Below are 17929 nucleotides of genomic sequence, written 5' to 3' on the forward strand. Positions count from 1 at the left end.
GAACTCCCATGATCTATCCTGATGAAGCGATGCTTTATGCGCCTGCCGAATGGCTCGACTGTTCGGAAGGCTACACCGACATTCGCTACCACAAATCCACTGACGGCATCGCTAAAATCACCATCAACCGTCCGCAGGTGCGCAACGCGTTTCGCCCGCTCACCGTTAAAGAGATGATCCAGGCGCTGGCCGATGCCCGCTATGACGACAATATCGGCGTCATTGTCCTCACTGGCGAAGGTGAAAAAGCCTTTTGCGCGGGCGGCGATCAGAAAGTGCGCGGCGATTACGGCGGTTATCAGGACGACGCCGGCGTGCATCATCTCAACGTGCTCGATTTCCAGCGTCAGATCCGCACCTGCCCGAAACCGGTGGTGGCGATGGTGGCGGGTTTTGCGATTGGCGGCGGTCACGTGCTGCATATGATGTGCGATCTGACCATTGCGGCGGAAAACGCCGTCTTCGGCCAGACCGGCCCGAAAGTCGGTTCGTTTGACGGCGGCTGGGGAGCGTCGTATATGGCGCGCATCGTCGGTCAGAAAAAGGCGCGTGAAATCTGGTTCCTGTGCCGTCAGTACGACGCAAAGCAGGCGCTGGATATGGGGCTGGTGAATACCGTCGTTCCGCTGGCGGAGCTTGAGAGAGAAACGGTGCGCTGGTGCCGCGAAATGCTGCAAAACAGCCCGATGGCGCTGCGCTGCCTGAAAGCGGCGCTCAACGCCGACTGCGACGGTCAGGCGGGGCTTCAGGAGCTGGCAGGCAACGCGACCATGCTCTTTTATATGACCGAAGAGGGGCAGGAAGGACGCAACGCGTTCAACCAGAAGCGCCAGCCAGATTTCAGCAAATTCAAGCGTAACCCATAATGCGCGCGGCTCAGCTTTATCGTTATCAGGTGCCGATGGACGCAGGCGTGGTACTGCGGGAGCGGCGCCTGAAAACCCGCGACGGCCTGCTGGTGCGCCTTTCTGACAACGGACGCGAAGGGTGGGGAGACATTGCGCCGCTGCCGGGGTTTAGCGACGAGACGCTGGACGCGGCGCTGTCTGCCGCGCACGACTGGCTCCATGCCTGGCAGTATGGCGATGCGCAGCCGCTGCCGGAGGTGGCAAGCGTCGCGTTTGGTTTAAGCCTGGCGCAGGCGGAGCTTCACGGCACGCTGCCCGAGGCCGCGAATTATCACACCGCGCCGCTATGTACGGGCGATCCGGATGAACTCTTCGCACGCCTCGCCGGGCTGCCCGGCAAGAAAGTCGCCAAAGTTAAAGTGGGGCTGTATGAGGCGGTGCGCGACGGCATGGTGGTCAACCTGCTGCTGGAGGCGATTCCCGATCTCACGCTGCGTCTTGACGCGAATCGCGCCTGGACGCCGCTGAAAGCGCAGCAGTTCGCGAAATACGTTAACCCGGCGTACCGTTCGCGCATCGAATTTATCGAAGAACCCTGCAAAAACCCTGACGATTCCCGCGCGTTCGCCGCCGAAACCGGTATCGCCATCGCCTGGGATGAAAGCCTGCGCGAACGCGATTTTTCCATTACAGCGGAGCCTGGCCTGCGGGCGGTGATTATCAAACCGACGCTCACCGGCAGTCTGCAAACGGTACAGCAGCAGGTGGCGCAGGCTCATGCGCTGGGCCTGACGGCGGTCATCAGTTCCTCCATTGAGTCAAGCCTCGGCCTGACCCAGCTCGCACGGCTTGCCGCCTGGCTGACGCCGGGCGTCACGCCGGGGCTCGATACGCTCGCGCTGATGCAGGCTCATCTGGTGCGCCCGTGGCCGGGCAGCCCGCTGCCGTGCTGGCCTGTGGATGCGCTGGAGCCGCTGCTGTGAGTCTCTTCGACTGGCCGTGGCGTCATTGGGCAAGCGTGAGGCCGCATGACATCGCGCTGCGCGCCGACAGTGGCGATATCATCTGGCGCGCGCTCTGCAAGCGGATTGATGCCCTTGCTGCAGGGTTTCACCAGCAGGGCGTGCGCGACGGCGACGGCGTGGCGCTGTGCGCGAAAAACAGCGAGCGAACGCTGCTCGCCTGGCTTGCGCTGTTACAGTGCGGCGCGCGCATTCTGCCGCTAAACCCGCAACTGCCAGCACCGCTAATCAACGCGCTGCTGCCGTCGCTCACGTTGCGGTATGCCGTTTGTATCGGTGATGCGCCTACGCTGCCGGGCCTTACGTTGCTCGACTGGCGCGAGCCTGCGGCGACGCATGCCGCGGCGTGGCAGGCGGATCGTCTGGTATCCATGACGCTAACGTCCGGCTCCAGCGGCCTGCCGAAAGCTGCCGTTCATACGGCGTTCGCGCATATGGAGAGCGCGAGAGGCGTGCTGAGCCTGATCCCGTTTCATACCGCCGACTGTTGGCTGCTCTCGCTGCCGCTGTTTCATGTCTCCGGTCAGGGAATATTCTGGCGCTGGTTGCGGGCAGGCGCGCAGCTGGCGGTACGTGATTCCCTGCCGCTTTACGAGGCGCTGGAAGGCTGTACGCACGCCTCGCTGGTGCCGACCCAGCTCTGGCGGCTGTTAGCGATGCCAGAGTGTCGCCTGAGCCTTAAAGCGGTGTTGCTCGGCGGCGCGGCGATCCCCGTTGCGCTGACGCAAGCGGCGGCACAGCGGGACATCGCCTGCTGGTGCGGCTACGGGCTGACGGAGTTTGCCTCGACGGTGTGCGCGAAACGCGCCGATGGCGAGGCTGATGTAGGTACGGCACTGCCGGGGCGCGAGGTGATGCTCGCGGGCGATGAGATCTGGCTGCGTGGTACCAGCATGGCCGCCGGCTACTGGCGTGACGGCGCGCTGGTGCCGCTCACCAATGCGCAGGGCTGGTTCGCCACCCGCGACCGCGGCGCGTGGCACGACGGCAAATTACTGGTGCCCGGACGGCTGGATAATCTTTTTTTCTGCGGTGGCGAAGGCGTTCAGCCGGAGGCGATCGAGCGCGTGCTGAGCCAGCATCCGCAGGTACGGCAGGCGTTTGTCGTCCCGCTGGAGGATGACGAGTTCGGCGCGCGGCCGGTGGCAGTCATCGAGTGTGAGGCGTCGTTTGAGCCGCAGGCGCTGCGCCAGTGGGCAAGCGATAAGCTGGCGCGATTTGAGCAGCCGGTTGCCTGGCTACGGCTACCGGAGACGCTTAAAAACGGCGGGATTAAAATTTCCCGCCGGGCGCTACGCGACTGGGTAAACCAGCAGGCGATTGCGGATTCAGGGACGCTGGATATTCACTAGCTGCTTCGTATGCCAGCGGCTCAACGCGAACACGGTAGTGAGCGCGCCAAGCAGGGCGCAAAACATATCCGACTGGGTGTCCCAGGGATCGCCCTGGGTGCCGAGAAAGTCATCGGCACCTTGTCCCAGCGCCAGCGCCGACCACCATTCGATTAATTCGTAAACGGCGCTAATCGCCAGCGCGATACAGCAGACCACGAAGGCGAGCATTTTACGACCGTGAACGTAGCCGTCGCGCAGCAAAATCTCCCGTGCCGCCAGCGCCGGCACCAGACCCTGAAAAAAGTGTCCCAGTTTGTCGTAAGGATTGCGGCTTAATCCCAGCCACGCCTGAACGTCAAAACCGATGGGCACTTTCGCGTAGGTGTACATACCGCCGACCATCAAAATGATGGCATGGAAGAAAATCAGTACGTAAAGCAGCGGCGTTAACGGATAGCGCGAGTGTGTGGCCAGTAGCAGTGGAACGATAATAATGACCGGCGTCACTTCCATAAGCCAGGTGAGTTTGTCTTTGGCGCTGATGCCGGTGTAAATCAGGATCAGGGCCAGCACCAGCGCTGCGAAGGTTAACGCCGTACGAGATGATGTGACGGTCATAATGATCTGCCAGAAATGTAAAAGGCTAACTATCGGGCAGATATGGCGAAAATACAACGACTTCCCTCGCTGGCGGCATTTTAACTGCCACCAGCGAGGGTGGCTATCAGGAAGAGAGATCGCTCTGCGTTTTCAACGGGCGCTTACGCAGTCGCTTCACCAGCGGCGGTACGATAATCACCAGCGTGGCCATAATGAGCAGGGTTTTGGTGACGCCGCTCTGCCAGAGAATGCCGAGCTCGCCGTTGCTGATAGAGAGCGCGCGGCGCAGGTTCTGCTCCAGCATCTCGCCCAGCACAAAGCCCAGAATCAGCGGCGACATCGGAAAATGCATTTTACGCAGGATATAACCCAGCACGCCAAGGCCCACCATCAGCAGCAGATCGAATGTCGTGCTGTGCACCGCGTAAACGCCCACCGCCGAGACAGCCGCAATCGCTGGCACCAGGAACCACAGCGGAATGGTCAGCATGCGGGTGAAGAGGCCGATCAGCGGAATGTTCATAATAAGCAGCATTACGTTAGCGATAAGCAGCGCCGCGATAAGCCCCCAGACGATATCCGGCTGTTCGGTAAACATCGCAGGCCCCGGCGTGATGTTATAGAGCGTCAGCGCGCCCATCATCACCGCCGTGGTGCCGGAGCCGGGCACGCCTAAGGTCAGCATCGGGATAAACGAGCCGCAGGCCGAGGCGTTGTTCGCCGCCTCCGGCGCCGCCACGCCGCGAATATCGCCTTTGCCGAACGAGCCGTCTTTATCACCGAGTTTTTTCTCGGTCATGTAGGTAATGGCGCTGGCGATGGTCGCCCCCGCGCCCGGCAGAATACCGACAAAAAAGCCAATTACCGACGAGCGCAGTGTCGCGCCGGTACAGGCAGCCGCTTCTTTGGCGTTAAACAGCATCCGCCCGGTCTTGCGCACCAGCGTCTGGCCGCTGCTGGTGCTCTCCAGCATCAGCAGAATTTCGGAGACCGAGAACAGGCCAATCACCACCACAATAAACTGCACGCCATCCGAGAGATGTACGCTGTCAAACGTGAAGCGATACACGCCGGTGTTGGCATCGACACCGACCGTCGCGAGCCCGAGGCCAATCAGCGCGGCAAGGAACGACTTCAGCGGGTTTTGCGCCATCATGCTGCCAAGACAGGCGATGGCAAAGACCATCAGGGCGAAATATTCCGCCGGACCGAACGCCAGTGACCACTCCGCCAGCACGGGTGCAAAAAGGATGATGCCGAAAATCGCGATAAACGAGCCGACGAACGAGCTGACGGCGGAGATAGAAAGCGCCACGCCGCCGCGCCCCTGCTGCGCCATCGGGTAGCCGTCCAGCGCCGTCATGATCGCCGCGGCGTCGCCCGGCACGTTAAGCAGTATCGATGAAATGCGCCCGCCATATTCACAGCCGATATAGACCGTGGCGAGCAGGATCAGCGCCGATTCCGCCGGCAGATGAATCGCGAACGCCAGCGGCAACAGAATGGCGACGCCGTTAATCGGCCCGAGGCCCGGCAGCAGCCCGACGATGGTGCCAACGAAACAGCCAATCAGCGCAATCAGCAGATTGGTGGGCGTCAGCGCGACGGCGAAGCCCTGCGAGAGATAAAGCCAGGTATCCATAAAAGCTCCCGTTAATTAAGCCAGGCCCCGAGAGGCAGCGTTACGTCAAGCAGGCGGTCAAAGGCGTACCAGAGCGCGCTGCCCATCGCCACGCCGGACACCAGCGCCGCGGGAAGCTGCGCGCCGAAAAGCATACCGATCACCGCCGTCAGCAGCGCGGTGGCGAGCGGAAAGCCGAGCCATTCAAAACCCCAGGCGTAGAGCAGCAATACAATGACCATTACCACCAGCCGTTGCAGCACGGCGTTGTGCGGCCAGTCCACGACATCCGGGCGGCGCAGCAGTAGCAGCACCGCGCACAGCAGCATCAGCGCGATAATGCCCATCGGAAAAGGGCGCGGCCCGACCGGTTCGTAGGCGTACTCGCTGTGGATCTGCCAGGCCACAAACAGCCCGCCGATACAGAGCAGGATCCAAATCCCCGCAAAAATGCGATCGCTCATCACATCCTCCTGCGCTATTTCGCAAGCCCAAAGGCTTTGGCTTTTTCGCGGTAGTCGTTGACCTGATTTTTCACATACTCATCCAGTGCTTTGCCGGTCAGGTTGAATTCAAACAGGCCGCGCAGATCGCGCTGCTTTTTAAATTCATCGGTTTGCTGGAGTTTTTCGAAGGTCTGCACCCACCACTGGTAATCGGCGTCGCTCACTTTAGGGCCGACATAGAAGCCGCGAATGATAGGCCATACCAGGTCATAGCCCTGCTCTTTGGCGGTGGGCACCTTGGCGAGCTGGCCAGGCAGGCGCTCGGCGGAGAACACCGCCAGCACCCGCAGTTTATTGCCGGTGAGGTACGGCACCATTTCGCTGAGATCGCCGGATACCGCCTGCACGTGGTTGCCCATCAGCGCGGTGACTGGCTCGCCGCCGCCTTCAAAGGCTACGTAGCGCATCTTGTGCGGATCGACGCCCGCTTTCTGGGCCAGCAGCGCGGTTTTCATCCAGTCCTGGCTGCCGATGGACGCGCCCGCGCCAAACACCACGCTGTTCGGATCTTTCTCCAGCGCTTTCATCAGGTCGCCGAGCGTTTTCCACGGCGAATCGGCGCGCACCGCGATCATGCCGTAATCGGTGCCGACACTTGCGAGCCAGCGCACGTCATCGACGTTATAGCGGCCAAATTTGCCCTGCGAGAGATTGAGCAGCGAGCCGCCGGAAAACGCCACCACGGTGCCCGGTTCGCCGGGGCGCTGGGCCACAATCGCGTTATAGGCCACCGCGCCGACGCCGCCTGGCATATAGGTCACGCGCATCGGTTTTTCCAGCGCGCCGGTTTCCTGAAGGCTCACCTGAATCAGTTTGCAGGTTAAATCGAAGCCGCCGCCGGGCTTGGCGGGCGCGATGCACTCCGGGCGCGACGGCGCTTCTGCCGCCACGGCTTCGGTAAAAGAGAAAGCCAGAGACGTTGCTAACAGGGTAGAGAGAAGTGATGTTTTCATTTTCATCCTCATGCATGACTGCCGTGATGTTTCTGATTATGTGAACTGCTTTGTAGCGTATCGGTTGCATGATTGTTAAAACTAAAGCCTTTCAGTTTCCTTTCATCGCGACAGAAACTTTACTGGATGTGATATGCGTCTCTTACTGGCTTATCAACACTGAATAATGTGGAGGTATGTCACATTATGTCAGCCACCTTGAATCCCTTTACCTCTGCCGGTTACGTTTATGTTGAGTTATGCCAACGTTCATTGAGAGATGGGAAAAAACCGGATAACCTACCGGACAAACTTTTCACCTTGTCCTGTTGCCATGCCATTAACCGACACAAAAATCAGAAATGCTAAACCTCATGAGAAGCCTTACTCGCTTCAGGATGGTCAGGGCCTCTATCTTGATGTCAGGCCTACCGGTGCCAAGATATGGCGATACCGGTTCTGGCTGTCACCAAAAAAAGACGGGCGCTATACGATAGGCGAGTACCCTGGCGTCTCCCTGGCTGATGCCAGAAGAGAAAGAGAGTGGGCAAGAGAACAGGTTAGGCAGGGCAAAAATCCAACCATCGTCAAAGACACTGAAAAGCTGATGGTTATGGGTGATGCAGAGAACACCTTCAAATCAATCGCTGAAGAATGGTATGAGCGAAAGTGCCAGACTTGGGCAGAGAAAACTCAGATAGTTAATCGTGGATTCCTGGATAAGCACATCCTGCCCGCAATAGGGAAGATACCAGTAAAGGACGTTAAAGCCGCGCACATACTTGCATTGATGCGGACGCTCGAGAAGGCCGGGAATGCTTATTCCGCAGGAAAGGTGAGACAGATATGTTCAGCCGTTTTTTGCTACGCCGTCGCCACACTGAGAGCTGAAGTCGATCCATCGTATGCCCTTCGCGGCGCGGTGATGCAGAAGCCTACCACACACGCAAGACCTGCAACTACAGAAGAACTTCGTCAGTTATTTGTGTCGCTAAGGAATTACAAAAGCCCGGTCATGGTTATCTGCATAAAAATGCTGGTTATGACATTCGTGCGTCAACAGGAACTTAGGTTTGCCAGGTGGGATGATATCAGCTTAGAAAAAGCCGAATGGATAATCCCAAAAGAAGTGATGAAGAAACGCCGCGAACACCGCGTTCCGTTGTGCGACCATGTTATCGCATTGCTGGAAGAACTTAAACCACTGACAGGTGATAAAGAATATCTCTTCCCCAGCCCATCAAAGCCTGGCCAACCAATTGCCAAAACCACCATTAATCGCGCCATCGAGTATCAGGGGTTTGCAAGCGGTGAGATAACCGGGCATGACTTCCGCGCCACGGCATCCACCGCTTTGTATGAGCAAGGCTTCAGGCCAGAAGTGATAGAAGCACAACTGGCTCATCAGCAAAAGAATAGGGTAGCTGCCGCGTACAATCATGCGGAGTATATGAAAGAAAGAAGGGAAATGATGGATTGGTGGGGAGGTGTTATTGCTGGCCTGATCGAGGACAAGAAGTGATTTTATCCTTTATCCACGCATCGACTTCACTGGAAGGCCATCGGACGCTTCTGCCAATCTTAACAGGACGTGGAAATTTACCATCTCTCATCCATTCATAAATGGTAGGCTTCTTGTAGCCGGTTGCCGCGCACACATCGGTGATCGGCATGAGTCTATCGCTCATTACTGTATTCATTCGATTATCTCCAGGCGTAAAAAAGCCGCCATCAGGCGGCTTTGAGTAGTTCTTTCATGAGCGCATAAGTTTCTGGCGCTCGCTTGTCTGGTCGCTTCAACTCCTCCTTTAGCAAACCTGTCAGCCGATCCCATTCGCGCAGAATTGGAGCAAAACTCTTAACCCTCTTCGCTATTTCGGTAAAGCTATCTTTAATCTCAGGGATATCCTCAACCAGAAGCATGCATCTGTGCAGGTCTGCCGGGTCGGATGGAGCATCGAAACGCCCATGATAAAAGTTCTTTTCAAGGCCAAGTGCAATTGATGCCATCGTCGCACTGCTTATTCCAACTCGACCCTTTGCCTGCCAATTCAAAACCTTCATTGCCAAATCAGACATAAATTTCTCCAACAAAAAACCCGCCTAAGCGGGTCATGGTTTCAACTCAAATTCATCGTCCCAGGGTGGGAGTGTCTGCATCCTTCCATGCGACATGATGTACTCAGTTGCCACAGCCATAGAACTTGGCTTCTCGAACTCCAGCATAAAAACATCATCGTATGCTTTCCCCAACCACCACCCGCCGCCGTACTCCTTTGCGCGCTGAATGAGCACCCAGCGACCGGGCGTAATGCGATGATGCACCTCGCCCCTGTAAATAATCAGATAGTCCGAGTCTTTACTCATGAAGCACCCCAAAATAACTGTATTTATATACAGTAAATTGAGGTGGGCGAGCTGTCAATTCGTGGTGCAATTGGGTGGGAGTTTAGGTGTCAGTCATCATCAATAGGTCCGCGGTTCCCTCTGAACCATACATCATTAGCTGCACGCGTCTTACGTGCCCATCCAAAGAAGATAATCACAGGGATTGTGAACCACAGGGCATAATCAGGAGCCCTTTGTTCGGCGATTATCCCCAGAATGAATGGAAGTACAGAAGAGGCTGCCTTCCTGCCGTACCATGCATATTTATTTATCCAATCCATCACCCCTCCTTTCCAGGCAACTTGTAATGCTGGCTTACAGGTTGAAGAATTGCGGCGCGTCTTTCCCATTCAGCAATTTCGCGAGCGTGCTTCATTGAGTTGTCACTAAACTCGGCATTAGCGCATTCGTCTGCTTCCTCAGCGGCTCTTTTCGCAATAGCCAGAAGCTCGGAGACAAGTGAATCAGCCACAACCGGATCGGGAATTGTCGCGCGCATGAAAGAACGACAATCATCCACAGCGTGGTCAATAAGTTTATGAAACAGCTCCTTGTTGTTTTTCGTCTCTTCATCTGCGAAATACAAGGCTATGTTGAACGCCAGCCTGGTCAGAGCATCATCAGGCACAACCTGCGCGGGCGGTGCGGTGTAGAGCGGGGTTACTTTCCACCCATTCGCAATCCAACTTCCAGCTACAGATTTTGATCTGGTTAATGCCCCCGAAGAGAAAGGCCCGTCATCGTGACGCCACGCAACCGGCTCCGCCCGCTCCCGCAGCGCCAGCAGTGCTACGCGCGCGATTGCTAATTCGGTCTCAAGCTCCTGCCTGACTGAATCAAACGCGCTCTGTTTAACCGAAAACTCAAGCTGTCTCACTTTCTCTTCGCACGCTTCAGCCAGCGCCGCTTTGCTTATTTCGCTCACGCTTCACCCCCTGTCTCAAGATTGATGCCCGCGACGGCGCAAAATTCAACCGCCTCGCGTTGTGCTTTTCGATAACCAAACATCACATCGTCGTTGAACATTTGCGGGTTAATGCTCGGCAGCTTAACCTTGCGCGCCTCCAGTTCAGCGATGCGCTTCTGCGCGGCTTCCAGCGCTGCTATCAGGCAGAGAACAGCCTTTGGGCTTGCTTCGGCAATAAACGCTGCGTCGTCTTTCAGGCAATGCTGCGCAACTGCCTCACTACCAACGCGCACCTCGTATCCGCGCGCTCCACTATGCGGCTTATATGCAGACCAGTCGCCCCAGCGTGCTTTCTCAGCCGCCGCTTTCAGTTTTGCTGTGTCGGTCATGCGGCACCGCCTTGACGCAGCCAGCGGTTGAGGTATTTGTTGTTATTCACAGAACCGAAGCTGTTGCGTTTCATAAGCTCTTCGCGGCTCGGCATCGGCTGAGATTTGACGCGAGCCTGTAGCTCGCTTGGTGTGATACGCGGGTCATGTGTAATCATGAATTTTTCCTCGCGCCGTCCGTGGCGCACGATTAAACGCGACGCAGGCTGATGTGCTCGCGCTTTGCCATCTGGCGGATAGATTCGTATGAGCGGTTTAACTGGCGGGCTATAATCTTGGGATGGACGCTGCCGGCCAGTGATTTGATGAGGCTTAACTCGGTGGTGGTCCAGTTGCGGCCCAGCGTCTGCTGATTGCCACGGCGTTTTTTGAATGGTTCTGCTGGCATTTCACCTCCATTGTTCTCCGAAGGTGAAGCCAATTTCTGCCAGCGCCATGTCCATCTTTTCAATGAACTCTGGCACCGCTTCCGTGAATTCTTCCATGTATTTTTCATCACGTTCGACAACGACATGATGAAGTCCTTCGCGCCTCATGCGCGGGTCATAATTCGAAAAGTACCAGGCATCCTTACCAGTTACCCACATGCTGAACTGCACCTGAGCCATGTACGCTGACTTTATGGCTTCAAATCCGCCGAGGCGAAATTTCATGAAGTCGCGAGAAGTGAAAGGGCATTTAAGCTCAAGCCCTCGGCCATCACTGCAAAGCCCATCCGGTGAGCATGCAGTGCGCATAGTTTCGTCCTTGTAGATAATTGGCGACTCGGTTACCTGAACGCCGACAGTGAACTCAAACAGGGCTCTTGCGTCATCCTCGTATTGCTTTCCCCATGCCAGAGCCTTGGCGTTAACTTCAGGAGCTACGCCGGTACACACCTCAGCGAGAAGGGTGTGGAAATATGACATCTTCATATCCGGCCATTTTTTACCTGAGCGTGGTTTTGATATGACGTTATGAACATCTGATGCGGTGATAACTCCGAGGCGCAGCCTCTGCCACGCCTCATCTCCTTGTTCAACCGTGAGCACATCTATCCCTGTGCGCTCAAGGATGATTTCTGGAGTCATGCTGCCGCCTTTTGCCTGAGGAATCCGAGTGCCTTAACGGCTTCGATTTGGGTAAGCTCAGATGACGCGAGAATTTCGCGACGGAAGATTTTCGAGCAAAGAGGCAACAGGTCTTCATCCCACGTTTTATTCATGGCGATGAGTACGTCGTTAATTTCTTTGATGGTTGCAATGTCTGCCGGGGTGATATCGCGCTCAGGCTGCCGTTCTGCGGCGAAGTTAATACCTTCTTCCCCCTCGGTATTAACATAGTCAATTGCCGCGTCGAGTCGCTCACGGCGCGGCCAGTATTTGGCAGCTTGCTTCACGACCGTCTTGAGCATCATCTGCTCTTCATCGGTAACCCACGGGCATTTTTTGCTGTTGTCAGTTTTGTACTTCTTCCATGCTTCAGACCGGTCACGTATTGAATAAATGTCTTCAATACGCATGGTGTGCGTCAGGTAGTCGCCATCGTCCGTTTTCACGACAACATAAGCGCCTACAACCTCTCCGCGCTGTTCTTTGGTGTCAAACTCGCTATAGATGTGAACCGGAGGCTTATCGAGACCCTCGCGACGGAATTGGTCATTTTTACGGACGATTGCCGACTGGCACCACTTAATTGCCCCTGATTGCTGGGCAATATGCATCAGCCCCATGTAGCTTATATCGAGGCAAATGGCTCCTTTCCGTGGAACCAGATAGGCCAGTTTCTGCGCTGGGTTCAGCGTGATGCCAATCGCAGCAACGTTCATGATCGCGCTGCGGGTACTGGTCGTGTTATTCATTGCAGTCTTTGCGAGATAGTCGTTATTGGCGAATATCTGCATCGCAAACTCTGATTCACGCTTGAAATTTATTGATGGCTCAGCGCATACCTGCTCGAACTCAACCTTCAGGGGATTGATAAGCTCGTATACCTGATTAACAACCGGGCTTGCCATTACGCTGCCTCCCTGTGTGAATGCCGTGCCTTGAAGATGCCGATGGCGTACTCGGCAGTAACGCGCTCGGTCAGCGCATCAATCCACCAACCCTCGGATGCGTCCTGAAACGCGATGCTATGGCCTTCGAGATAGTTGATGGCGTCACCGGTATGCTCATCAGCATCCAGCCCCGCCAGAGCCGAAATAAACGGGTTTGCTTTCTTCGCCAGACGCTCAACTTCATCGCTGATGCGCTCGTTATCAGTTGCGTCCAGCGCGGCGATAATCTGCTCGATTTCTTTGACGTCGTTCAGGGTCAGTCTCATTGCTTCTGCTCCTGTTGTTTTGGTGTCTGTTTCATCAAATCTTTCATGAGGCGGGCAAACTGCTCATCAGTCATGTCGCGAGGGTTGAGGGTCTTCATTGCGGCCTCCGGTACCAGGGCATGCTCACTGCCTGCTTCATCTGCTTATTGGCCTGCAGCCACATCCCGGCGTCACCGAGGAAGCGGGCGATAACCGCCTTGCTCTGCGCGGCCATAAGGGCCTGATGGTTTACTGTTTGATTGCCGTACATGTCAGCTCCTTAAGCGTTGTGCAGATACCGCGTATGCGGCGGGTGATGAGGTCGAGTAGCGATTCATTGAGTTGAGCGGCACCCAAGACGGCACCGCCCGCGATAGCAAATGTCATCGTGGGGTTCCTGTTATTTGTGATTGGCATAGCGAAAACGCCTAAAATAGGCGCTATTGATATGCTGAATTAATGTTCAAATGCTTTTGATAGGTGATAGATTCCATATTCCACAACACATCGGAGGTTTTATATGGAAGAGAACTTTTGCTGTCCTGAGTGCGGGTCAGAGGAAATAATCGGGGACTTAAGTACCGAAGAGGGCTGGAACAACGCTACTTGTGAGTGCGGACATAAATACTCTTATGAAGAGTATGTTCATGCTTCAGCAGTTTTTGCCGCAAAATGCCTGTTTAAAGACTTATAAAAAATGCCCGGACGCAATGCCGGGCGAACAGGCAACAAGGGTTATTTCTCCATTTAACCAGAACAGGTCTTCGTCTCCTGTCTTGGTTATGATGCGGATTGCATCAGATAACCGACTCCATGAATCGGCTATCGGATATCGGCTGATATTCAACGGCCTCATCATCTATGTCGTAAATGTCGTGATAGCATTCGTGGCACAACTCTTCATTACCATCGCCACTGTAAACGGCAACCGCAGCAATCCCTTTGCCGCATATGTCGCATTCGACTTCCTCATCCATATCTCACCTCAGATAAGTGGCTTGCTGCCAAAAAGAAAGGCCGCTTATTCTGCGACCTCATCTGCGTATTCTTTGATGGTTAACCAGCCTGGTCTTTCACCCTTGCCAAGATAGAAATCAATAATATCCAGCAAGCGTGGGTAAAACTTCAGGGCCTTACGACCATCCATTTCAGCAATTTCATGCTTGCTGTATTTACGCCATTCCTCTGCGGTGTGGTTCTGGCACCCAGCTCGCACATATTCACCGTTCGTGATGCTGATGAAGTATTTCTCACCTATGATTACGTATGTGAGATCAGGCAGGTTGGCATCGCTCAGGTCGGCACCGCTCAGGTTGGCACCGCTCAGGTTGGCACCGCTCAGGTTGGCACCGTACAGGTTGGCACCGTACAGGTTGGCACCGCTCAGGTTGGCACCGTACAGGTTGGCACCGTACAGGTTGGCACCGTACAGGTTGGCACCGCTCAGGTTGGCACCGCTCAGGTTGGCACCGCTCAGGTTGGCATCGCTCAGGTCGGCACCGCTCAGGTTGGCATCGCTCAGGTCGGCACCGCTCAGGTTGGCACCGCTCAGGTTGGCACCGCTCAGGTTGGCATCGCTCAGGTCGGCACCGCTCAGGTTGGCACCGTACAGGTTGGCACCGTACAGGTTGGCACCGCTCAGGTTGGCACCGCTCAGGTTGGCACCGCTCAGGTTGGCATCGCTCGGCACCGCTCAGGTTGGCACCGCTCAGGTTGGCACCGCTCAGGTTGGCATCGCTCAGGTCGGCACCGCTCAGGTTGGCACCGCTCAGGTTGGCACCGCTCAGGTTGGCACCGTACAGGTTGGCACCGCTCAGGTTGGCACCGTACAGGTTGGCATCGCGCAGGTTGGCTTTAGATCCGTTTTCACCAAACGAAGTCATCCACACTTTGTGCTCATCCAGAATTTTTGATAATTCAGCAGAGTTCATTTTGTTAATCCTTTTGATTGGTCGTAGTAGGCCGGAATCGATTTACCGCGCATTTTCTGGTGCGCGTTAATCAAGTGGGTAGGGTGGTTAACCGGCTTCTTGTATGCCGGGTTGCGCTTGCGTTCGGTTACTTCCAGCTTCTTGTCGCGGAGAGCTACGAGCGAAGTGGCTCGGTCAACGCGGCTTGCATGCTTGCGTGATTCTTCCTGAGAAGCGTCAGGAGCCTCGCAACCTAAAATGGAGTCGATGATATTGCCGATAGAGTCACGCTCGATAGCGAGCTTTCTGCGCCGCTCATGACGGCGAGTTTTAGCGTTACCAGCTGATACTGAAGAACCGTATTGGATAACCGTCATGGCTTTGTCCTCGTGTGAAATGTCTTTGAAATGCTTTCATTTCAGAGTCATCTCTAGCCCCTCATAAGAGGGGCAGAAAGAGCATCTATGCACCAAAAAGGACGATGCTCGCGCCGGATCGATAGATTTAATTAATCTGAGTTTTGAAGTTATGCATTCACATAAATCCTCCTGTTGCATGTGCAGCATTGGCTGTGTTTGGCGGCTGCATTTCGCCTGGTGAAATGGATTTGGTGATTGGATGGCCGGCGCTGAACCCCGGCTAGCTAGACATGCCACGAAATGAATCAGTTGCACCCCCGTCGCTGTGGGGAGACTTGACCAGCAAGTTACATTCGTGTGCGCATCAGCCTGCGCATTCATCCAATCCAAAACCCATCTCGTTTGGTATCTGTTCGCGCTTTGTCAGCGCACCGTCGAAGTTAAAGAGCGATGCCAATCTGTTCCGTTTGGCTACCAGCGTCCTGCTGTTGAGATGAATAATATGCGTATAGCGCATATGCGTCAAGCGCATAATGTGAGGGTGTAGTTAAAAAAGTGGGGAATTTGATGTATGCGTATGAAACAGAGAGAGAAAAATATTTAGGCAGGGTTTGCTACAGGCACAAAAAAGCCCGCACATGGCGGGCTTAGTATGCAAAATGTTGGCTATCCGTGACGGCGGAACTGCTGAGATTGGCTTAGCATAACGCGACCAGCCACATGAAACATATGCATTTCTTCTTCTGAAATTGTCCACTCACGATAGCGAGGATTGTCAGAAATCACGATCAGCTGGCTCTTCACCTTTTGCAGTCGTTTAACAAACATGTCGCCATTAAAGTTGAAAACGTAGATGCCATCACCGTCAAAAACACTGACGCCGACATCTACAAAGATGAGATCGCCTGGCTCTATGGTTCCTTCCATGCTGTCACCGCGAACGTTGATGAGCTTCACAGATGATTCTGGCCGGTTACCAAAAATAACCCTGGCCTGGTCAGGCACATACTCAATAGACCGTATAACTTCTACGACGTCTTTCGAGGCAGCCCCATCACCTGCGCTTGCTGAAACATCAAGAACGTCAATTCGATACACATCATTCCTCCCCTTTTTTATAATGGAACCAACACTGTATGTATCTACAGTATCACTGGCTTCATTAGAAGAGAATAGCTCAGCTACAGGAACTCCGAGAGCTTCTGCAATCTTTTGAATGAGAGTGTCGCTATAACCCTGCATGCCGCGCTCTAGACGCGACAGATTCCCTACGTCGCTTTCTACGCGCAACGCAAGCTCACTGAGGGTCATCTGATTCGCTTTGCGAATCTGTCGGATTTTTTCGCCTATTTTCATGGCTCATATTCAACCTTTTTTATGCGTGACACGCAAAGCGCCTTGCGCATATTTTTTATTTCGCATATTATGCGTATAGCGCATTACGGAGGTGCAATATGCAGACGCCACTTAGAAAAATGCGTGTAGAGAAAAAGCTGACAATCGCCGAGGTAGCCATCGCAACACAGTTGGACGTTGGCAACCTGAGTCGAATCGAAAGGGGAATGCAGGTTCCGTCTCTCGAAACAGCTGAGAAGCTCGCAAAGTTCTTCAAGGGGAAGATTAGCGAGATGCAGATTCTCTACCCGCACCGATACATGAAGGCGACTGATTCAGCCGCCTAAGCAGTACCCGCTCTTTACCAATCTGAACCGCCGACAACGCGGTAATTCAATCAAGTGGCAGACCCCACGGTCTGCGCACGTATCTATCTAAACCACAAAGGAAGAATACCGAATGGAACTTACAAGCACACGCAAGAGAGCCAACGCAATTACCAGCAACATTTTTAACCGCATCGCTATTCGCGGTCAGCGAAATATCGCATCGCAGCTGGGCGTTGATGAGTCGCAAATTACCCGTTGGAAATCCAGCATGATCCCGAAGATGTCGATGCTGTTGGCAATTCTGGAGTGGGGAGTTGAAGACGAGGAATTATCGAATCTTGCAAAGCAGGTAGCACTGCTTCTCACAAAAGATAAAGCCCCAAGCGCTGGAACGCTTGAGGCTTAGCAAACTGTGTTACGCCAAGTAACAGGAGTAATTATGGAATTTACAGAAGAAAAAGTAAAGCTATCGCAACACAAGCAACGGATTCTTGATGAGGCCATGGAAATTGATATGGATCCTCTGAGGCACTTGAATTTGCCAGAAGATTACCGTCATCAAGGCTGGGTTTATGCCCTAACAAATCCAGTTATGCCTGGTCTTTTTAAGATAGGTATGACCACTTCTGAGCCAGAAGTTAGAGCAAAGGAAATTTCTCAAGGGACTGGCATTCCAATGCCATTTGAAGTGGCTAAAGCCTATTACAGCGACAATCCGAGAGAAGATGAGGCCGAAATTCATCTGTATCTAAATGATTTTCGCGTAAGCCAAAACAGAGAGTTTTTTAAGTGTGACCTCGAAACATTAGAAGAGGCAGCGTCTGCATGTGGACTGGATGAGAGAGGTTCATCTGTAGAAACTCTCGCTGATAAATATGACGTCTTTTGCTTTGACAAAAGAAACAAGCTTGATTTAGTCGAATTGTTCCAAGAGTTGGGAATAGAAGTATTTGGTGATCCTGTTGCCACAGCGGAAGCAATGATTCGACTGTCAACAAGGTTTATTAAAACCTACTCGCTCAACGGTTCATCCGTCATTTTTCATGAAAACAAAACCAAGCGAATAATCCAAGGGCTAGCTCAGAGCTTTGAAGCCTACCTAAAAGAACATCCAGAGGAGAGAAATAAGCCTGGACTGTTCCATCTGCCAATTTGACCGAGGTAAT

General features: G+C 54.3%; 28 protein-coding genes and 1 pseudogene. 7 read left to right on the top strand and 22 right to left on the bottom strand.

Going from position 1 to position 17929, the window contains the following annotated elements:
* Nucleotides 1-8 precede the first annotated feature (8 nt).
* The 3 genes from menB to menE are packed head-to-tail and all read left to right on the top strand — an operon-like array spanning nt 9 to nt 3222.
* A complete protein-coding gene (gene menB / locus CSK29544_RS11195) occupies nt 9-866 on the top strand; it encodes a 1,4-dihydroxy-2-naphthoyl-CoA synthase (protein WP_007900906.1) in 858 nt (285 codons plus the stop codon).
* The gene (menC, locus tag CSK29544_RS11200) at nt 866-1831 is read left to right on the top strand and encodes an o-succinylbenzoate synthase (RefSeq protein ID WP_007900904.1); all 966 of its coding nucleotides are present in this window, start codon (nt 866-868) and stop codon (nt 1829-1831) included. The genes menB and menC overlap by 1 nt, the downstream gene beginning before the upstream one ends.
* Nucleotides 1828-3222 (top strand): o-succinylbenzoate--CoA ligase, encoded by a 1395-nt coding sequence (gene menE, locus CSK29544_RS11205; RefSeq protein ID WP_007900896.1) that lies wholly within the window; start codon nt 1828-1830, stop codon nt 3220-3222. Before menC ends, menE begins: the two co-directional genes overlap by 4 nt.
* Here menE and CSK29544_RS11210 read toward each other — a convergent pair.
* The 4 genes from CSK29544_RS11210 to CSK29544_RS11225 all read right to left on the bottom strand — a co-directional run bounded on the left by CSK29544_RS11210 (nt 3199) and on the right by CSK29544_RS11225 (nt 6884).
* The gene (locus tag CSK29544_RS11210; protein WP_029039259.1) at nt 3199-3822 is read right to left on the bottom strand and encodes a DUF2238 domain-containing protein; all 624 of its coding nucleotides are present in this window, start codon (nt 3820-3822) and stop codon (nt 3199-3201) included. The two genes, menE and CSK29544_RS11210, sit on opposite strands and share 24 nt — an antisense overlap.
* Nucleotides 3823-3928: 106 nt before the next feature.
* Nucleotides 3929-5446 carry a tripartite tricarboxylate transporter permease gene (locus CSK29544_RS11215; RefSeq protein WP_004388273.1) on the bottom strand — a complete coding sequence of 506 codons (1518 nt, stop codon included), beginning with the start codon at nt 5444-5446 and terminating at the stop codon, nt 3929-3931.
* 11 nt (nt 5447-5457) lie between these two features.
* A complete protein-coding gene (locus CSK29544_RS11220; protein ID WP_007897458.1) occupies nt 5458-5889 on the bottom strand; it encodes a tripartite tricarboxylate transporter TctB family protein in 432 nt (143 codons plus the stop codon).
* 14 nt (nt 5890-5903) lie between these two features.
* Nucleotides 5904-6884, bottom strand: coding sequence for a Bug family tripartite tricarboxylate transporter substrate binding protein (locus CSK29544_RS11225; RefSeq protein WP_029039260.1), 981 nt, complete (start codon nt 6882-6884; stop codon nt 5904-5906).
* A gap of 313 nt (nt 6885-7197) precedes the next feature.
* On the opposite strand from CSK29544_RS11225, the gene CSK29544_RS11230 reads away from it, so the two are divergent.
* The gene (locus CSK29544_RS11230) at nt 7198-8385 is read left to right on the top strand and encodes a tyrosine-type recombinase/integrase (RefSeq protein WP_042390936.1); all 1188 of its coding nucleotides are present in this window, start codon (nt 7198-7200) and stop codon (nt 8383-8385) included.
* On the opposite strand, the gene CSK29544_RS22805 is transcribed toward CSK29544_RS11230, so the two are convergent.
* From CSK29544_RS22805 to CSK29544_RS11300, 18 genes and pseudogenes are all read right to left on the bottom strand, one after another.
* Nucleotides 8354-8563: a helix-turn-helix transcriptional regulator gene (locus CSK29544_RS22805; RefSeq protein WP_306453721.1), complete on the bottom strand. Its 210-nt coding sequence runs from the start codon at nt 8561-8563 to the stop codon at nt 8354-8356. The two genes, CSK29544_RS11230 and CSK29544_RS22805, sit on opposite strands and share 32 nt — an antisense overlap.
* Before the next feature lie 31 nt (nt 8564-8594).
* Nucleotides 8595-8942: a hypothetical protein gene (locus tag CSK29544_RS11235; protein WP_029039262.1), complete on the bottom strand. Its 348-nt coding sequence runs from the start codon at nt 8940-8942 to the stop codon at nt 8595-8597.
* Nucleotides 8943-8975: 33 nt separating this feature from the next.
* A complete protein-coding gene (locus tag CSK29544_RS11240) occupies nt 8976-9230 on the bottom strand; it encodes a hypothetical protein (protein ID WP_029039753.1) in 255 nt (84 codons plus the stop codon).
* 89 nt (nt 9231-9319) lie between these two features.
* Entirely contained in the window at nt 9320-9532 is a 213-nt protein-coding gene (locus CSK29544_RS11245; protein ID WP_029039754.1) for a hypothetical protein, read from the bottom strand.
* Nucleotides 9532-10176, bottom strand: a complete 645-nt coding sequence (locus CSK29544_RS24690; protein WP_052367212.1) for a hypothetical protein — start codon at nt 10174-10176, stop codon at nt 9532-9534. The genes CSK29544_RS11245 and CSK29544_RS24690 overlap by 1 nt, the downstream gene beginning before the upstream one ends.
* Nucleotides 10173-10547, bottom strand: a complete 375-nt coding sequence (locus tag CSK29544_RS11255) for an ead/Ea22-like family protein (RefSeq protein ID WP_029039755.1) — start codon at nt 10545-10547, stop codon at nt 10173-10175. Before CSK29544_RS11255 ends, CSK29544_RS24690 begins: the two co-directional genes overlap by 4 nt.
* The gene (locus CSK29544_RS22810) at nt 10544-10705 is read right to left on the bottom strand and encodes a DUF2737 family protein (RefSeq protein ID WP_071844234.1); all 162 of its coding nucleotides are present in this window, start codon (nt 10703-10705) and stop codon (nt 10544-10546) included. The genes CSK29544_RS11255 and CSK29544_RS22810 overlap by 4 nt, the downstream gene beginning before the upstream one ends.
* Before the next feature lie 32 nt (nt 10706-10737).
* On the bottom strand, nt 10738-10935 hold the full coding sequence (locus CSK29544_RS11260; protein WP_029039756.1) for a hypothetical protein: 198 nt from the start codon (nt 10933-10935) through the stop codon (nt 10738-10740).
* A 1-nt stretch (nt 10936) separates the two neighbouring features.
* Nucleotides 10937-11617, bottom strand: coding sequence for a lambda exonuclease family protein (locus tag CSK29544_RS11265; RefSeq protein ID WP_029039757.1), 681 nt, complete (start codon nt 11615-11617; stop codon nt 10937-10939).
* The gene (locus CSK29544_RS11270; RefSeq protein WP_042391939.1) at nt 11614-12543 is read right to left on the bottom strand and encodes a recombinase RecT; all 930 of its coding nucleotides are present in this window, start codon (nt 12541-12543) and stop codon (nt 11614-11616) included. The genes CSK29544_RS11265 and CSK29544_RS11270 overlap by 4 nt, the downstream gene beginning before the upstream one ends.
* A complete protein-coding gene (locus CSK29544_RS11275; protein WP_029039759.1) occupies nt 12543-12851 on the bottom strand; it encodes a hypothetical protein in 309 nt (102 codons plus the stop codon). Before CSK29544_RS11275 ends, CSK29544_RS11270 begins: the two co-directional genes overlap by 1 nt.
* A gap of 94 nt (nt 12852-12945) precedes the next feature.
* Complete coding sequence (gene kil, locus CSK29544_RS11280; protein ID WP_007706457.1) at nt 12946-13101, bottom strand: host cell division inhibitory peptide Kil; 156 nt, start codon at nt 13099-13101, stop codon at nt 12946-12948.
* Complete coding sequence (locus CSK29544_RS22815; RefSeq protein WP_071844233.1) at nt 13080-13217, bottom strand: protease FtsH-inhibitory lysogeny factor CIII; 138 nt, start codon at nt 13215-13217, stop codon at nt 13080-13082. The genes kil and CSK29544_RS22815 overlap by 22 nt, the downstream gene beginning before the upstream one ends.
* A 410-nt stretch (nt 13218-13627) precedes the next feature.
* Entirely contained in the window at nt 13628-13807 is a 180-nt protein-coding gene (locus CSK29544_RS11285) for a hypothetical protein (protein ID WP_032975650.1), read from the bottom strand.
* A gap of 44 nt (nt 13808-13851) precedes the next feature.
* Nucleotides 13852-14520: a pentapeptide repeat-containing protein gene (locus tag CSK29544_RS11290; protein ID WP_046623026.1), complete on the bottom strand. Its 669-nt coding sequence runs from the start codon at nt 14518-14520 to the stop codon at nt 13852-13854.
* A gap of 124 nt (nt 14521-14644) precedes the next feature.
* Nucleotides 14645-14761 (bottom strand): annotated as a pseudogene (locus CSK29544_RS25250) (pentapeptide repeat-containing protein); the annotation flags it as partial.
* On the bottom strand, nt 14758-15117 hold the full coding sequence (locus tag CSK29544_RS11295) for a transcriptional antitermination N peptide (protein ID WP_029039740.1): 360 nt from the start codon (nt 15115-15117) through the stop codon (nt 14758-14760). The gene CSK29544_RS11295 and the pseudogene CSK29544_RS25250, both read right to left, overlap by 4 nt.
* Nucleotides 15118-15765: 648 nt before the next feature.
* Nucleotides 15766-16455: an XRE family transcriptional regulator gene (locus CSK29544_RS11300; protein WP_029039739.1), complete on the bottom strand. Its 690-nt coding sequence runs from the start codon at nt 16453-16455 to the stop codon at nt 15766-15768.
* 98 nt (nt 16456-16553) lie between these two features.
* Between CSK29544_RS11300 and CSK29544_RS11305 the strand changes: the two genes are divergently transcribed.
* The 3 genes from CSK29544_RS11305 to CSK29544_RS22065 all read left to right on the top strand — a co-directional run bounded on the left by CSK29544_RS11305 (nt 16554) and on the right by CSK29544_RS22065 (nt 17919).
* Nucleotides 16554-16781, top strand: a complete 228-nt coding sequence (locus tag CSK29544_RS11305; RefSeq protein ID WP_012815642.1) for a helix-turn-helix domain-containing protein — start codon at nt 16554-16556, stop codon at nt 16779-16781.
* 112 nt (nt 16782-16893) lie between these two features.
* A complete protein-coding gene (locus tag CSK29544_RS11310; RefSeq protein WP_029039738.1) occupies nt 16894-17169 on the top strand; it encodes a CII family transcriptional regulator in 276 nt (91 codons plus the stop codon).
* 33 nt (nt 17170-17202) lie between these two features.
* Complete coding sequence (locus CSK29544_RS22065) at nt 17203-17919, top strand: GIY-YIG nuclease family protein (RefSeq protein WP_052367210.1); 717 nt, start codon at nt 17203-17205, stop codon at nt 17917-17919.
* Nucleotides 17920-17929 lie beyond the last annotated feature (10 nt).

Source organism: Cronobacter sakazakii, from assembly GCF_000982825.1.
Classification (GTDB): domain Bacteria; phylum Pseudomonadota; class Gammaproteobacteria; order Enterobacterales; family Enterobacteriaceae; genus Cronobacter; species Cronobacter sakazakii.

What these genes read in the sequence shown, in the direction of transcription:
- menB (WP_007900906.1), top strand. Translation starts at nt 9, where the DNA reads ATGATCTATCCTGATGAAGCGATGCTTTATGCGCCTGCCGAATGGCTC.
- menC (WP_007900904.1), top strand. Translation starts at nt 866, where the DNA reads ATGCGCGCGGCTCAGCTTTATCGTTATCAGGTGCCGATGGACGCAGGC.
- CSK29544_RS11210 (WP_029039259.1), bottom strand. Translation starts at nt 3,822, where the DNA reads ATGACCGTCACATCATCTCGTACGGCGTTAACCTTCGCAGCGCTGGTG.
- CSK29544_RS11215 (WP_004388273.1), bottom strand. Translation starts at nt 5,446, where the DNA reads ATGGATACCTGGCTTTATCTCTCGCAGGGCTTCGCCGTCGCGCTGACG.
- CSK29544_RS11220 (WP_007897458.1), bottom strand. Translation starts at nt 5,889, where the DNA reads ATGAGCGATCGCATTTTTGCGGGGATTTGGATCCTGCTCTGTATCGGC.
- CSK29544_RS11225 (WP_029039260.1), bottom strand. Translation starts at nt 6,884, where the DNA reads ATGAAAACATCACTTCTCTCTACCCTGTTAGCAACGTCTCTGGCTTTC.
- CSK29544_RS11230 (WP_042390936.1), top strand. Translation starts at nt 7,198, where the DNA reads ATGCCATTAACCGACACAAAAATCAGAAATGCTAAACCTCATGAGAAG.
- CSK29544_RS22805 (WP_306453721.1), bottom strand. Translation starts at nt 8,563, where the DNA reads ATGAATACAGTAATGAGCGATAGACTCATGCCGATCACCGATGTGTGC.
- CSK29544_RS11235 (WP_029039262.1), bottom strand. Translation starts at nt 8,942, where the DNA reads ATGTCTGATTTGGCAATGAAGGTTTTGAATTGGCAGGCAAAGGGTCGA.
- CSK29544_RS11240 (WP_029039753.1), bottom strand. Translation starts at nt 9,230, where the DNA reads ATGAGTAAAGACTCGGACTATCTGATTATTTACAGGGGCGAGGTGCAT.
- CSK29544_RS11245 (WP_029039754.1), bottom strand. Translation starts at nt 9,532, where the DNA reads ATGGATTGGATAAATAAATATGCATGGTACGGCAGGAAGGCAGCCTCT.
- CSK29544_RS11255 (WP_029039755.1), bottom strand. Translation starts at nt 10,547, where the DNA reads ATGACCGACACAGCAAAACTGAAAGCGGCGGCTGAGAAAGCACGCTGG.
- CSK29544_RS22810 (WP_071844234.1), bottom strand. Translation starts at nt 10,705, where the DNA reads ATGATTACACATGACCCGCGTATCACACCAAGCGAGCTACAGGCTCGC.
- CSK29544_RS11260 (WP_029039756.1), bottom strand. Translation starts at nt 10,935, where the DNA reads ATGCCAGCAGAACCATTCAAAAAACGCCGTGGCAATCAGCAGACGCTG.
- CSK29544_RS11265 (WP_029039757.1), bottom strand. Translation starts at nt 11,617, where the DNA reads ATGACTCCAGAAATCATCCTTGAGCGCACAGGGATAGATGTGCTCACG.
- CSK29544_RS11270 (WP_042391939.1), bottom strand. Translation starts at nt 12,543, where the DNA reads ATGGCAAGCCCGGTTGTTAATCAGGTATACGAGCTTATCAATCCCCTG.
- CSK29544_RS11275 (WP_029039759.1), bottom strand. Translation starts at nt 12,851, where the DNA reads ATGAGACTGACCCTGAACGACGTCAAAGAAATCGAGCAGATTATCGCC.
- kil (WP_007706457.1), bottom strand. Translation starts at nt 13,101, where the DNA reads ATGTACGGCAATCAAACAGTAAACCATCAGGCCCTTATGGCCGCGCAG.
- CSK29544_RS22815 (WP_071844233.1), bottom strand. Translation starts at nt 13,217, where the DNA reads ATGACATTTGCTATCGCGGGCGGTGCCGTCTTGGGTGCCGCTCAACTC.
- CSK29544_RS11285 (WP_032975650.1), bottom strand. Translation starts at nt 13,807, where the DNA reads ATGGATGAGGAAGTCGAATGCGACATATGCGGCAAAGGGATTGCTGCG.
- CSK29544_RS11295 (WP_029039740.1), bottom strand. Translation starts at nt 15,117, where the DNA reads ATGACGGTTATCCAATACGGTTCTTCAGTATCAGCTGGTAACGCTAAA.
- CSK29544_RS11300 (WP_029039739.1), bottom strand. Translation starts at nt 16,455, where the DNA reads ATGAAAATAGGCGAAAAAATCCGACAGATTCGCAAAGCGAATCAGATG.
- CSK29544_RS11305 (WP_012815642.1), top strand. Translation starts at nt 16,554, where the DNA reads ATGCAGACGCCACTTAGAAAAATGCGTGTAGAGAAAAAGCTGACAATC.
- CSK29544_RS11310 (WP_029039738.1), top strand. Translation starts at nt 16,894, where the DNA reads ATGGAACTTACAAGCACACGCAAGAGAGCCAACGCAATTACCAGCAAC.
- CSK29544_RS22065 (WP_052367210.1), top strand. Translation starts at nt 17,203, where the DNA reads ATGGAATTTACAGAAGAAAAAGTAAAGCTATCGCAACACAAGCAACGG.